At 72.9% G+C, this 13,261-nt stretch carries 10 protein-coding genes and 1 pseudogene; 5 read left to right on the plus strand and 6 right to left on the minus strand.

Annotated elements, in window-relative coordinates; translation table 11 throughout:
- Both ACFVWD_RS54900 and ACFVWD_RS54905 read right to left on the minus strand, forming a co-directional pair.
- Positions 1 to 742 (minus strand): annotated as a pseudogene (locus tag ACFVWD_RS54900) (RNA-guided endonuclease InsQ/TnpB family protein); the annotation flags it as partial.
- Between the two features lie 174 nt (positions 743 to 916).
- Positions 917 to 2,440 carry a hypothetical protein gene (locus tag ACFVWD_RS54905; RefSeq protein WP_389606414.1) on the minus strand — a complete coding sequence of 508 codons (1,524 nt, stop codon included), beginning with the start codon at positions 2,438 to 2,440 and terminating at the stop codon, positions 917 to 919.
- A 297-nt stretch (positions 2,441 to 2,737) separates the two neighbouring features.
- Here ACFVWD_RS54905 and ACFVWD_RS54910 point away from each other — a divergent pair, with 297 nt between their 5' ends.
- A complete protein-coding gene (locus ACFVWD_RS54910; RefSeq protein ID WP_389606416.1) occupies positions 2,738 to 3,559 on the plus strand; it encodes a maleylpyruvate isomerase family mycothiol-dependent enzyme in 822 nt (273 codons plus the stop codon).
- A gap of 60 nt (positions 3,560 to 3,619) precedes the next feature.
- Here the strand turns inward: ACFVWD_RS54910 and ACFVWD_RS54915 are convergent, their stop codons facing one another.
- Positions 3,620 to 4,156 (minus strand): hypothetical protein, encoded by a 537-nt coding sequence (locus ACFVWD_RS54915; protein WP_389606417.1) that lies wholly within the window; start codon positions 4,154 to 4,156, stop codon positions 3,620 to 3,622.
- 260 nt (positions 4,157 to 4,416) lie between these two features.
- On the minus strand, positions 4,417 to 6,297 hold the full coding sequence (locus tag ACFVWD_RS54920; protein ID WP_389606419.1) for a glycoside hydrolase family 15 protein: 1,881 nt from the start codon (positions 6,295 to 6,297) through the stop codon (positions 4,417 to 4,419).
- Positions 6,298 to 6,333: 36 nt separating this feature from the next.
- Between ACFVWD_RS54920 and ACFVWD_RS54925 the strand changes: the two genes are divergently transcribed.
- Positions 6,334 to 6,741 (plus strand): hypothetical protein, encoded by a 408-nt coding sequence (locus ACFVWD_RS54925; protein ID WP_389606421.1) that lies wholly within the window; start codon positions 6,334 to 6,336, stop codon positions 6,739 to 6,741.
- Between the two features lie 76 nt (positions 6,742 to 6,817).
- Here ACFVWD_RS54925 and ACFVWD_RS54930 read toward each other — a convergent pair whose 3' ends face one another.
- Positions 6,818 to 8,074: a serine hydrolase domain-containing protein gene (locus tag ACFVWD_RS54930; RefSeq protein ID WP_389606422.1), complete on the minus strand. Its 1,257-nt coding sequence runs from the start codon at positions 8,072 to 8,074 to the stop codon at positions 6,818 to 6,820.
- A gap of 560 nt (positions 8,075 to 8,634) precedes the next feature.
- Between ACFVWD_RS54930 and ACFVWD_RS54935 the strand changes: the two genes are divergently transcribed.
- A complete protein-coding gene (locus ACFVWD_RS54935) occupies positions 8,635 to 9,096 on the plus strand; it encodes a hypothetical protein (RefSeq protein WP_389606423.1) in 462 nt (153 codons plus the stop codon).
- A gap of 2 nt (positions 9,097 to 9,098) precedes the next feature.
- Complete coding sequence (locus tag ACFVWD_RS54940; RefSeq protein WP_389606424.1) at positions 9,099 to 9,845, plus strand: hypothetical protein; 747 nt, start codon at positions 9,099 to 9,101, stop codon at positions 9,843 to 9,845.
- Positions 9,846 to 10,023: 178 nt separating this feature from the next.
- On the opposite strand, the gene ACFVWD_RS54945 is transcribed toward ACFVWD_RS54940, so the two are convergent.
- Positions 10,024 to 10,254, minus strand: coding sequence for a response regulator transcription factor (locus ACFVWD_RS54945; protein WP_060900198.1), 231 nt, complete (start codon positions 10,252 to 10,254; stop codon positions 10,024 to 10,026).
- A 308-nt stretch (positions 10,255 to 10,562) separates the two neighbouring features.
- Between ACFVWD_RS54945 and ACFVWD_RS54950 the strand changes: the two genes are divergently transcribed.
- Positions 10,563 to 13,094 carry a SpoIIE family protein phosphatase gene (locus ACFVWD_RS54950; RefSeq protein ID WP_389606425.1) on the plus strand — a complete coding sequence of 844 codons (2,532 nt, stop codon included), beginning with the start codon at positions 10,563 to 10,565 and terminating at the stop codon, positions 13,092 to 13,094.
- The last annotated feature ends 167 nt before the right edge of the window (positions 13,095 to 13,261 follow it).

Consider the following 13,261-nt stretch of genomic DNA (forward strand, 5'->3'; position numbering starts at 1 on the left):
GTGCGCGGACCAGGCCGAGCGCGGTCTTGTGTGCGTGGTCGAGCCGCTGGCGACGCACCTTGCCGTGGAGCCGGGCGACCTTCTCCACCGCGCGCCGGTGGCTGGCGGTGCGGTCCTTCGCCTTGCGCCGCGGGAACCGGGACAGTGCCTGCTGCGCTGCCTGGAGCTTCTGGGCTGCCCGGCGGCCGTGGCGCGGGCTGGGCATAAACCCGCCGTTGGAGTCGGCGAGGAAGTTCGCGATGCCCAGGTCGATCCCGACCACGCTGCCGGTCGCAGGCAGCGGCTCCGGCTGTTCCTGCTCGGCACTGAGCACGACGAACCACTTACGGCCCTCGCGCTTGACCGACACGGTCTTGCCCCTGCCGACTACGGCGCGGTGCCGGTTGACCCTGACATGCCCGACACCCTGGAAGCGGACGCGGGTAACGGGGTCGTGCGGGGTGGAGTCCCACCGGCAGCCGTCCCCGTCCTTGGGGAACTCCACCGTGTCGAACCAGGTCACCCCACCGAAACGCGGATAGCCGGGCGTCTCACCGGACGTGACCCGGCGGAAGAACGCGGCGAACGCCTTGTCGAGACGGCGCAAGGTGGCCTGCTGCGAGGAGAACGACCAGCGGCCCTGACGCTCCGGGTCACATGCCCGGATGCCCTTGAGCTGCGCGGACTGCATCCCGTACCTGACGCTCGTCTTCGAGACATGCCGGTAGGCGTCACGGCGTTCCTGCAACGCCCCGTTGTAGAGGCAGCGAGATGCTGACGCGCTGCGAGACGATCATGCGGGACGTGTGCGAGAGCTCCGGCGCTTCGCGCCTCCAGACCGAGGATCGCATTCCCGCCCGGCCTCAAGGCCGGGATTCCCTACGAAGATTCAGAAGATGGCCCGATGTGACCCGCGTCTACCCTCCGCCGGCACCTGTCAGCTGCCGGAGCGCTCGCCGTCCGCGGAGCTTCCGGGGACGGCGACGGCCCGGCGGCGACGGCGGTGCGCCACCCCTGCGGCCGAGACCGCCACGGCGGCCAGCACCGCCGGGATCAGCACCGCGGGCCGCACGACCGCCCAGTACGGCGGAGCCGGTGACGCCTCCAGCGGGATGCGGGCGGTGTCGTTGCCGGGCGTGCGGTCGTAGGGGTTGTACGTGCGGATGGTGCCGTGGGCGCCGGGCACCTGCCGGTCGATGCGGAAGCGGAAGACCATGCTGGTCGTCCCGTCGTCCCCCGGCCACAACACGTCGCTGTCGAGATCGCAGACGAAGGCCCCGCCCGGCTTCTTGGGCCGCGCGCACGCCCACTTCCCGTCCGTGTCCTCGAAGGTGTACGGGATGGAGGTGACCGTGGTGCCTTCCGGCGGGACCACCTCGAAGCGGCCCTTCTCGTCCGTCGGCCTGCCGGGGCCGAGGCCGCGCACCCCGAGCGTCACGCTCACCGTGTCGCCGACCCGGCCCCGCACGGTCCCGGTGAGCGCCGCGTAGTCGGCCTGCACGGTGGTCTCCACGACGGTGACCGTGCCGGTGGCGTCGTGGATGCCCCCTTCGGGCGTCCTGGTCAGCGTGAGCGGGGCGCCCGTGCCGCGGACCGTGAGCTCGGCGGGCCGCTGCGGGTCGGACGACCAGGAGTAGTCCAGCGTGCCGGTCAGTTCCCCGGGGACGGCGGTGAAGGTGAAGGGCGAGCTCGTGCGGTACGCGGTGCGCGGGGCGGCGTTCGCCGGGAACGTGCACCAGGCGTCGGTGAACGTCGGGTTGTAGGAGCAGTTGCGGTGACGGGCTGTCAGTACCAGGCCGCCCTGTGCGGTGATCCGCAGGGCGATGCCGCGCTGTGTGGAGAACCGGCTGGGGTTGGAGAACCTCGGTGTCAGCGACGCGGGCTTCCCCGGCTCCACCCCGGTCGTCTTCCCCGGCTGCTCGGGCCCGTACAGCGTGGGTCCCCCGACGGTCATGCGGGTGGTGCCGGTGACGGAGGCCGTGTTGTCCGCGCTCGCGGTGTACGTGATCGTCCCGCTGTCGCCCGGCTCCGTCCCGTCCACGCCGTGGAGGGTGAAGGGCGGCATGCTCTCCCCGTCGTTGTCCAGGGTGCCGTACTCGCACGTCCACACCCAGCCCTCGCCGGTGCAGTTGTTGCCGCTGCCCTTGCTCACGCGGGCCACCCCGGCCAGTCCCGACGCGTCCACCACGACCTTGATGTTCCGGGCCGGTCCGGTGTTCCCGGGCACGACGGCGACCGGAAGGACGAACCCGGCGTTCGCGGCCTTCGCGCCCTCGTCGGCGTTGTACATGACGAACGTCCCGGGGGCCTCGAACCGCAGCCCGGTCTCACCGGACCCTCCGGCGAGCGCGAACCCGGCGGACGCGGCGGGTGCGGCGGAGGTGAGGAGAAATGCGACAGGAAATGCGACGAGGGCTCCCCACCACCTGCCCTTTTGTGGGCGTGCGGTCCGTATCGGCATGCGGGGCACTATGCCATCCGCCTTTGGCGTCCCCTCAACACGGCCCGGGGCGAACGGACTTGGCGAACCGGCTTGGCGGACGGGCTTGGCGGACGGGCTTGGCGGGGGCAAAGGCGCCGGGCAGGGGCGGCCGGTGCCGCGGACGGGGTCTGGTCCCGGCCTCGTGGTTCAGGGGCTTGTCGCTTCCTTTGTCGCCTGGTCTTCTGTACGCCGGGGTGATCCGTGACGCGTGTTCGCCCGCCGGCTACGGGCAGAACCGGGCACCGGAACGGGAACGAAAAGTGAGGATGAGGCGGCGTGGAACCAGTGGCGGGACCGGACGTACGGGGCGCGGTGCCCGAGGGGCTCGGTACGGCGATACGGGATACGGCCGAGGAGATCGCCGCACTGCTGCGCGCGGGCGCCGGCATGGAACGCCGGGTGCCGCAGTCGCAGTGGAGCGTCGGGGAGGCGGCCGCGCATCTGGCGCTGGCCAACGAGCTGATGGCGGACATCGCGGCGGGACGTGCGCGCGGCTACGGGGACGGCACGCCGCAGAGTCTCGCCGCGGCCAATGAGCAGGCGCTCGCCGCGTTCGGTGAGCGCGGGGCCGAGCCGCTGGCCGGGATGATCGTGGAGCAGGCCGGTGCGTGTCTGAAGGCGCTGGAGGAGCGGAGCGCGGAGGGGACGGTGGTCACTCCGCTGGGCCCGATGGGACCGGATGTGCTGGGGTCGTATCTGCTCACGCACATGCTGGGACACGGTTACGATCTCGCCCGTGCGCTGGGGCGTGCGCACATGATCGACCGGGGGCGGGTGCGGCTGACGCTGCCGTTCTTGATGACGGCGATGCCACGGGTGACCGACACGGCCCACACGGCCGGGCTGAGCGCCTGCTACGCGATCCGCCTGTGGGGTGGTGGCCGGTTCGGTGTGCGGGTGGCCGGGGGTGCGGTGTCGGTCGATGAGCGGCTGCCGGGGCGTGCGGACTGCACCATCCTCATCGAGCCGGTCACGTTTCTCCTGATGGCGCTCGGGCGCCGGGGCCAGTGGGGCGCCCTCGCTCAGGGCCGCATCCTGGTCGGGGGGCGCAAGCCCTGGCTCGCTCCGCGTTTCCCGGCTCTGTTCAAGGCGCCCTGAGCGCGACGGCCGCGGCGGCCGGACGGTGGCCGGCTGCCTGTGGTCGTACGGGCGTGGTGGTCACCTGGGCTCGGGGGCGGTGACGGCCGGGGCGGCGCCGAGGACACCGAGGAGGGTCTCGCGGTGGAGGTCCGCGATCGGGCCGAGGAAGTCCGGGTGGCGCAGCAGGGGGGCCGCGCGGTGGTCGCGCGGGCTGGGGATGGTCAGCCGGCGTGCGTCGCCCACGCTGTCGGGGCCGTGGTGGGTGGCGGCCAGGCAGGCGGCGGCCAGGGCGGCGAGGTCGGCGTCGGCCAGCAGGCAGGCCGCCCAGCTGACGACGGCCTCGTCGACCTGGGTGCGCCAGGCATGGGTGGCGTCCGTCAGCGGGGGTGCGTCGGCGCCGGTGACGAAGTCCAGCCGGCCGGAGCCGCCGGGGCCGAGCAGGTCCAGCAGTTCGGCGTCCAGCGCGGTGGGGTAGCGCAGGGCGGCGGCGATGGTGGCCGCGTGCCCTGCCTGGGCTTCGGCCAGGGCCTGGTTCAGCGGGCCGGCGGCCGGGGGGAAGGCCGCCAGCAGCCAGCGTGTGGAGGCGGCGATGACGGGCGAGAGAGCGGTGGGCATGGCGGACCGTCCTGTGCGTGTGCCCGCCTGTCCTGGGTATTCCGGTGTGGGTGATCCGGTCTCGGGCACTGCGCGCCCGGGCGGGGATGTACGTGGCGGACAACGGTACGGCGGCCTCCCGCGGGGGCGACAGGAGCTGCGTCACAGCCGGGGGCGGTGGGGCGGTGCGGCCGGGGGGCGGGTGTTGCCGCTCGCGGCGGCCGGGCCGGGCGCAGGGGCAGGCGGCGTCCTGGGCTGCTGGTGTTGGCCGGGTGTGCGCTCTAGCCGAGCGTGCGGTCGAGGTTGAAGGCGGCGCTGATCAGGGCGAGGTGGGTGAAGGCCTGGGGGAAGTTTCCGCGCTGTTCGCCGGTGTGGCCGATCTCCTCCGCGTAGAGGCCGAGGTGGTTGGCGTAGGTGAGCATCTTCTCGAAGGCGAGGCGGGCCTCGTCCAGGCGGCCCGCGCGGGTGAGTGCCTCCACGTACCAGAAGGAGCAGATCGAGAAGGTGCCTTCCTCGCCCTGGAGGCCGTCGGGGCTGGCCTGGGGGTCGTAGCGGTAGACCAGGGAGTCGGACACCAGGTCCTCGCCGAGGGCGTCGAGGGTGGCGAGCCATTTGGGGTCGGTCGGGGCGATGAACTTCGCCAGCGGCATCATCAGCAGGGAGGCGTCGAGGATGTCGCTGTCCTCGTACTGGGTGAAGGCGTGGCGTTCGGCGGACCAGCCGCGGCTCATGATCCGCCGGTAGATCGTGTCGCGGGCGGCGCCCCAGCGGACCATGTCGGCGGGCAGGCCGCGGTGCCGGGCCAGCCGCATGGCGCGCTCGATCGCCACCCAGCACATGAGGCGGGAGTAGAGGAACGTCTTGCGGCCGCCGCGGGTCTCCCAGACTCCCTCGTCGGGCTGGTCCCAGTGGTCGCACACCCAGTCGACGAGTTCGCTGATGCTGTCCCAGTGGGCGCTGGAGATGGGCTTGCCCCACTTGTCGTAGAGGTAGAGGGAGTCGACGAGTGCCCCGTAGATGTCGAGCTGGAGCTGGTCGACGGCGGCGTTGCCGACGCGTACGGGGGCTGAGCCGCGGTAGCCCTCGAGGTGGGGCAGTTCGCGTTCGGGCAGGTCACGGCATCCGTCGATGCCGTACATGATCTGCAGGGGGCCGGTGGGTCCGGACGGGCCGTCAGGGGCGCGCTGGACGTGTTCGGTGACGAAGCCCATGAAGGCTTCGGCCTCGTCGGTGAAGCCGAGTCTGAGCATCGCGTACACGCAGAACGCGGCGTCGCGGATCCACACGTAGCGGTAGTCCCAGTTGCGTTCGCCGCCGATCTGTTCGGGCAGGCTGGTGGTCGGCGCGGCGACAATGGCGCCGGTGGGGGCGTAGGTGAGGAGTTTCAGGGTGAGGGCGGAGCGGTGGACCATTTCCCGCCAGCGGCCACGGTAGCGGGACTGGGACAGCCAGCGGCGCCAGTAGCGCACGGTCGCGTTGAATTCTCTTTCCGCCTCGGCGACGGCGCAGAAGCGGGGTGCCACATCGCCGCCGATCTGGTCGATGGTGAAGACGGCCGCCTCGCCCTCGTGCAGCTTGAACAGGGCCCATACGTCCGGGCCGGCGACCTCGATGGGCACGGTGGAGGTCAGGGCGAGGTGCAGCGAGGCGGAGGCGAAGACCGCCTGGCCGGCCCCGGCGTGCACGGTGTGGGGTGCGGTGCCGTATTCGAAGCGGGGGGCGACGCGGGCGCGGAAGGGGAGTGCTCCGCGGACGCACACCACGCGGCGGATGAGGCGGTGGCGGTCGGCCTCGCGTGAGTCGTCGACGACGGGCATGAAGTCCTGGATCTCGCCGACTCCGTCGTCCGCGAAGAAGCGGGTGATCAGGACGTTGGTGTCGGGGAAGTAGAACTGTTTGGTGCGGGTGGGGACGTCGGGGGCGAGTTCGAAGGATCCGCCCCGTTCGGCGTCGAGGATCGAGGCGAAGACGCTGGGTGCGTCGAAGCGGGGGCAGCAGTACCAGTCGATGGTGCCGTTCGTGCCGACGAGGGCGGCGCTGCGCAGGTCGCCGATCAGGCCGTGCTCGGCGATGGGCAGGTAGCCGGGGGTGCCGGTGCCGCGGGGGCCGGTGTATGTCCGGTCACTGTCCTTCGCTCCGGCCTCAGGAGTCGCTTCAGCCACGTCAGCCTCCTTGGGCTTCGCCCGAGCCGCCCCCTGGTGTCCAGGCTAGCGAGTTGTCGCACCTGCGGGCCTGCGGAGCGGCGGGGGCTGCGGCGGCACGGCGCCCGGGGTTCAGGGGCGGGGGCGGGCGGGGGTGCGCGGGGAGAGGCGGCGGGCGAGTACGTCGAGGGCGTCGGTGACTTCTTCCAGCTGCTCGGGGGTGCTGTCGCCGAGGACGGCGGCGAGGTCGGCGCCGCCGCCGTCGGCGCCCTGCTGCAGGGCCGCCTTGCCGCCCGGCTCGGCGCCGGCCAGACCTACCCCGCCGCCTTCACCGCCGCCCTGCACACCACCGCCGTCCTGCCGCTGGCCGTGCTGGCCGCCGGGGCGCTGGTCTGCCTGCCGCTGCGCCGCCGCAGTGCGGCCGCCGTACCGGCCCGTGCCCGCCGGTCCGTCGCCGGCCACTGACCCGGGACGTCGGCCGCCGGCCCGTACGGCACGCGTCCCTCTCCCCCGCACGCAGGCTCCGCCTCGCGCGGGGCGGTCAGCGGGTGGCGGGCTGGGCGGGCAGGTTGAAGACGTGGCCCGGGGAGACGATCTTCGTGATCGCCTCGCCGAAGAGGGTGCTGGGCTCCGCGCCGTTGTGGTTGATGTCGGTGTTCAGCAGGACGACGAGGGTCGCCTGCGCCGCGGGGAGGTAGATGGTCAGGGATTCGTAGCCGGGCAGGGAGCCGTTGTGCCCGATCCAGCCGTGGACGTCGAAGATGCCCAGGCCGTACCCGGCGCCCGGGATCGTGGTGGGAGGCGTGGTCAGCCGCTGCTTCTGCGTGGCCGGGCTGATCAGGGTGGTGCCGTCGGGCAGGACGCCGGTGGCCACCGTGCGCGCCCACACGCGCAGGTCGTCCAGGTTGGAGATCATCGCGCCGGCCGCCCAGGCCCAGGACGGGTTCCAGCCGGCCGCGTCCTCGACCTTCCCGGTCGCGGTCTGGTCGGTGTAGCCCTGCGCGTGCGGGCTCGGGAAGGCGGCGTCGGTCGGGAAGAGGGTGTGGCGCATTCCCGCCGGGACGAGGACGTTGCCCCGGATGTAGTCCTGGACCGGCTTCCCGCCGGCCTTCTCGACGACCAGGCCGAGCAGGATGAGGTTGGTGTTGCAGTAAGAGAACTTCTGGCCCGGCGGGAACAGCACGGGATGCCTGAAGGCGTAGGCGAGCAGCTGCTGCGGGGTGAAGGGCCGCTGCGGATCGGAGGTGAAGGCCTTGAAGAAGCCCGGGTCCTCGGTGTAGTTGAACAGGCCGCTGCGCATCCCGGCGAGCTCCCGCAGGGTGATCCTGTCCCCGTTCGGCACCCCGGCGACGTACCTGCCGATCGGGTCGTCCAGGCCCACCTTGCCCTCGTCGACGAGTTTCAGCAGGGCCGTCACGGTGAACGTCTTGGTCTCGCTGCCGATCCGCGTGTACAGATCCGGCGACATCGGCCGGTCGCTGCTCTTGTCGGCGACCCCGAACGACCTTATGTAGGTGCCCTGGCCGGGTGTCCACAGGCCCACGGTCACCCCGGGCACGTTCGCCTCGCGCATGACCTGCTGCACGGTCCCATCGAGCTGCCCGGTCACGGCGGGGGTGAGGGTGCGGACCTCGCCCGCCGGTGAGGCGGAGGGCGAGGGCGGCTGCGGGGCGGTGGTAGCGGTGCGCACCGGTGCCGGTGCCCCGAACGCGGACGGGCCCGCGGCCGGCACCGTCAACATCCCCACCGCCGTGGCGGTTACGGCCCCCCTGCGCAGTCGTCTGCACGCGTGCGTCATGGGCCCACTCCCAGCAGCCGAGAACGAAGCCCGCGAGCGTGGTGGACGAGAGCGCCGGACAGTTGTGCGACAAACCGCAGGTCACCGCCGTGCCGTGGACACCACCCTCAAGCTCCTGCCCCACCAGCATAGGAGCGTGGCCCTGCCCCCGCCCGTCGGGCGGGGGGGGTCCCGGACGGCGGCGGTGGGGGCCGTACGACACCGGCCGGACGGCGTGGCGCGGGCGGACGGCGTGGTCCGGGCGGACAGACCGTGCGGTCAACCTGCCTGCGGGCACGGTCTTCTGACGGCCGGTCAACTGTGCCGACCGCATGCCGGCGGCCGGCCCGGCGTCAAGTGAGGAACGGACGGGACGGGACTGCGGTCTCCCGCGCCGGGCGTGACGGGGCCGCGGTCTCGCGCGCCGGGCGGCCCGATGCCGGCTGCCGGCCGTTGGGCCGGGCCCCGTGCAACCGCCCGCCCTCCCTTGGCCGTCCCCGCCCCCGGGGAACCGTGACGGGAGGGGATCATGTGGTGCGGAGTCACATACGTCTTGAGGACGAGGGCCGGGGGGAGATGAAGTGAGTTTCCTGCTCTGCCTGCTGGTCGTCCTGGTCGCAGTCGTCTCCGGCGTGGTGTTCCTGGGCCGGGGACTGGCCTGTATCGGGAGAGGCGGGCTCGTGCGCTCGCTCCGCGGTCTCGCGTATGCCGTCGCGGCGGGCGCGGCCGTGATGTACGCCTGGGGAATGCTGTACGTCGCGGGCGCGGCGCTGGAGGCGGCGGACGGCGGGGCGGACTCGTCTCCCATCCGGCCGTGCCGCACGGGCGTGCAGGAACGCGACTACTGGATCGACGACTACCACGTCTGGTGGGTGCCGGTCCGGTTCGTGTGCCATCGAAGCGACGGGACCACCTACGACCGGGAGGTGCCGGGATACGTGAACCCGGCACTGGCCGGCCTCGCGGTCAGCGCAGTGGCCCTGGCCGTGTCCGCCCGGTCCGTGTCCGCCCGGTCCGTGGACGAGCGCGCGCAAAGGCCGTGAACATGCTGGCGTTCTACGCCGTGTCGTTGATCAGTCTCTTCCTGTTCACGGCCGGATCCGTTGCGTACCTGCTGTGGGCGGCCCTGCGGCGTCCGTCCCGGCAGGCCCGCTGGGCCGTCATCGGCGCAGGTGTGGCGGTGCTCGGATACGCGGGTGCCGTGGCGTACGGGCTGGCCTTCACCGATCCCGTGCAGGTGTGCGGCGAGAAGACGCTCGACAACGACTTCCCCCTGGTGCGCGTGAGGGTGGACGCCTTCCCGCCGGACGTCACCTGCTACTGGACCGACTCGGGGGCCTATGGGCCGTCGCACCCCACAGTCCTGGGAACGTGGGTCATGTGGGCAGGCACCGGGGTCCTGGTCGTGGCCCTCTCCGTCATCCTGATCGGGCGGAGGTCGCGGGCCTCCCGCTGGGTGCGGGCCGGTGCGATCTGGTCGCCGATGGCGGCCGCCATGATCTGGGTGACCGGTATCGGCCCCGCGATGGAACTCTCACGGACCGAGCTCTACGACGAGTGCCTGCACGCGAGGACAATCCCCCCGGAAACCAAGCTGATCCGGATCGACGTACGGGACATCGAAAGAACCGTCTTTCCGCCCTCCCTCACCTGCACGTACTCCGACAGCAAGGCCGACCTCCTCGTACCCGAGCGGACCGGCCTGCTCGGGTGCGGTGTCGCCTTCGTGGCGTTCGCGGGGACCGCCCTGTCCCAGGCCGCACGAGCGGGCCGGCCCAGGCCGGGCATGTGAGACGTGGCCGGGCATGGCCTTCCGGCACCGGGGCGGCGCCAAAACGGTGCCGGCGTGCCGCTGCCGGTGCCGGCGTGCCGCTGCTGACGGGGCCGGGCCGAGAGGAGTTCGGCCCGGGCCGGTGAGCAGCGGCGGCGCGGCACGGCGGTCGCATCGGCGGTCGTGGGGAGTGCAGTGGTCACAGGCCCAGGGAGATGGCCAGCCGGGTGAGTTCGGCGGTGCTGTTGATGTTGAGCTTGGCCCGGATACGGCGGAGGTAGGCGTCGACCGTGTGCTTGGAGAGCCCCATGTGGCGGGCCGTCTGCAGGTAGGTGCGCCCTGCGGCGATATGTCGCAGCGTCTCCTGCTCGCGGGGGGCCAGCGCGGGGACGGGGGCTTCGGCGTGCGGCGTGGCGAGTGTGAGACTCATGGGATTTCCTCCGACGTGTCGGCTCGGTCGTCGCTGCTCACACCCTTGAAAGCAGGGGACATATGACCGAATAAGGCTTTTTGTCCGCTTTACATAAAGCGTGGCCGGGGGACTTCATGACGGTGTCCGCCGACTGTCACAGGCCTGTCACAGGCAATCCCCGCGGGTTTGCAGCGGCGCGCTCACGGACGAAGCGGCGGGCCGCGCCCCCGGTGACGGCGCCGGGTTGGTGCTCCGTGCCCCCCGGGATCATGCTTGTCAGGAGAGCCCCCGGCCGTGCAGGTTCCCGAAGGGCGAGATGAGCGGCGATGGAGCGACTTCCCACCCATCCTGGTGAGCGGCCACACGAGTCGGACGCCTCCCCCGGTCCGGCCCGCACGGCCCCTCCCACTCCCACTCCCCCTCCCACGGCCACCGCCGCCGTCGACGCGCGGGGCATCGTGACGCAGTGGAGCGAAGGCGCCCGGCAACTGCTCGGCTACCCGCCCTCGGAGATCGTGGGACAGCCCGCCGCCCGTCTGCTCGCCGACGACGCCGACGACGCCGGCGCGGCGGCGCTGCGGGACGCGGCCGGACAAGAGCGGTGGAGCGGCACCGTGGCACTGCGGCACCGCGACGGCCGCCGGCTGCGGCGGGAACTGCTGGCGCACCGCCGTACGGCGGACGGCCCCGTCACCGAGTGGCTCGTGGTGTCCGCCGTGACCGGCGCACCCGAAGGAGAAGCAACCGGGGGCGCGACGTCCGGAAGTAGAGCGCCCGGGAGCGAGGCGTCCGGAAGCGAAGCGCCCGGGAGCGGTCGGCTGGGGGAATGGGCGTTTCGCCAGGCGCCCTGTGTCATGGCCGTCTTCGACACAGACCTGCGGCTGGTGCGGGCCAACGCCGGTATGGAGCAGGTGCTGTCCCTCACCGAGGACCAGATGCGCGGACTGCGCCTGCCGGAGATCGTGCCGCATCCGGTGAGCGACGAGGCCGAGGCGAAGATGCGCCGGGTGCTGGAGGGCGGCGGCCCGCAGCACCTGCGGGCGGGCGCCGGCCCCGCGGGCACCGGGGCGGAAGACGACTGGTCGACCTCCCTCGTCCCGCTGAAGGACCCCGCCGGCCGGGTGCGCGCGGTGTGCCTGGCGGCGCACCAGCGGCTCCAGGCACATCTCGCCCGGCAGCGGATGCTCCTGCTGAGCGAGGCCTCGGCCCACATCGGCACCACCGCGGACAGCGGGCGCACCGCGCAGGAACTGGCCGACATCGCCGTCCCCCGGCTCGCGGACTTCGCCGCCGTCGATCTGCTGGACGCCCCCCGGCACGGCGGTGAGCCCTCCCCCGCCGCCCCGGCCGGGCCCCTCGCCATGACCCGCACCGCGGTGCGCTCGGTCCCCGAGGACGGCCCCCCCGCCGCGGCGGGCACAAAGACCCGCCACCCGGCCCTGTCACCGGTGGCCCGGTGCCTGGCCCAGGGCCACGGCGCCCTGTACGACGCGGCCGACCCCGACCTCGTGCGGTGGGCGCGGCAGGACCCGGAGGCCGCCCGGCTCCTCGGGATCGGAACGCACTCGGTGATGGTGGTGCCGATGCGGGCCCACGGCGCCACGCTCGGCGTGGCCCTCTTCGGCCGGCACCGGCGCGCGGAGCCCTTCGAGACGGACGACCTGTGGCTGGCCGAGGAGCTCACCGCCAAGGCGGCCGTCAGCATCCACACCACCCGCCGCGACAGCCGGGAGCACACCAGCACCATGACCCTGCAGCGCAGCCTGCTCCCGCAGACGCTGCCCGACCAGGGAGCCCTGGACATCGCCACCCGCTATCTGCCCGCCGGCACCCGGGCCGGCGTGGGCGGCGACTGGTTCGACGTCATCCCTCTGTCCGGTGCGCGGGTGGCCCTCGTCGTGGGCGACGTGGTCGGCCACGGCATCCGCGCCTCCGCCACCATGGGCCGGCTGCGCACCGCGGTGCGCACCCTGGCCGACGTCGACCTGCCGCCCGACGAACTGCTCACCCACCTCGACGACCTCGTCCTGCACCTGTCCGCCGACGAGGGCGGCACGGACGCCGCCGCCGAGAGTGCCGGGGGCATCGGCACCACCTGTCTGTACGCGGTCTACGACCCGGTCTCGCGCCGCTGCGCCCTCGCCCGGGCCGGCCACCCGCCGCCCGCCGCGGTCACCCCGGACGGCTCCGTCCGCTTCCTCGACGTCCCGGCCGGCCCGCCGCTGGGCCTGGGCGGCCTGCCGTTCGAGACCTTCGAGACCGAACTGCCCGAGGGCAGCCTCCTGGCCCTCTACACCGACGGTCTGCTCGCCGCCCGCGACCACGACATCGACGAGGCGCTGGACAAGATGTTCGCCGCCCTCGCCCGCCCCGCGAAGACCCTCGACACGGTCTGCGACAGGGTCCTCACCGCCATGCTGACCCACCGTCCCGACGACGACATCGCCCTGCTCGTCGCCCGCACCCGGGTCCTGCACGCCGACCGGGTCGCCGCCTGGGACCTGGCCTCCGACCCGGCCGTCGTCGCCCGGGCACGCAAACACGCCACCGAGCAGCTGACCGCCTGGGGGCTGGACGACGCCGCCTTCATCACCGAACTGACGGTCAGTGAACTGGTCACCAACGCCATCCGCTACGGCCGGCCGCCCATCCAGCTGCGGCTGATCCACGAGGACTCCACGCTGACCTGCGAGGTCTTCGACTCCAGCAGCACCGCCCCGCACATGCGGCGCGCCCGGACCTTCGACGAGGGCGGGCGGGGCCTGCTGCTGGTCGGCCAGCTCGCCCGGCGCTGGGGCACCCGGCACGCCCTCACCGGCAAGACCGTCTGGGCCGAGCAGTCCCTCTCCCCCGGCTGACCGCCGCCCGCGCGGGGCCGCGGGCCGCTAGGTCCTGTCGTCACATTCCCGTCGTCCGCCCGGAGGGCGGGTCCTGCGGCGTCATGGGGGTCCCCCCTGCTCGAGCGGAGTCGAGAGCTTGGGGGAGCGTGCTCTCGGCGTGCCGGGCACAGGCCCTCGTACTGGAC

It is taken from the genome of Streptomyces sp. NPDC058086 (assembly GCF_042885015.1).
GTDB lineage: Bacteria > Actinomycetota > Actinomycetes > Streptomycetales > Streptomycetaceae > Streptomyces.

Bases quoted from the DNA above. Each gene is read 5' to 3' on its own strand.
- ACFVWD_RS54950 (WP_389606425.1), top strand. From the start codon at position 10,563: ATGGAGCGACTTCCCACCCATCCTGGTGAGCGGCCACACGAGTCGGAC.
- ACFVWD_RS54915 (WP_389606417.1), bottom strand. From the start codon at position 4,156: ATGCCCACCGCTCTCTCGCCCGTCATCGCCGCCTCCACACGCTGGCTG.
- ACFVWD_RS54940 (WP_389606424.1), top strand. From the start codon at position 9,099: ATGCTGGCGTTCTACGCCGTGTCGTTGATCAGTCTCTTCCTGTTCACG.
- ACFVWD_RS54905 (WP_389606414.1), bottom strand. From the start codon at position 2,440: ATGCCGATACGGACCGCACGCCCACAAAAGGGCAGGTGGTGGGGAGCC.
- ACFVWD_RS54945 (WP_060900198.1), bottom strand. From the start codon at position 10,254: ATGAGTCTCACACTCGCCACGCCGCACGCCGAAGCCCCCGTCCCCGCG.
- ACFVWD_RS54930 (WP_389606422.1), bottom strand. From the start codon at position 8,074: ATGACGCACGCGTGCAGACGACTGCGCAGGGGGGCCGTAACCGCCACG.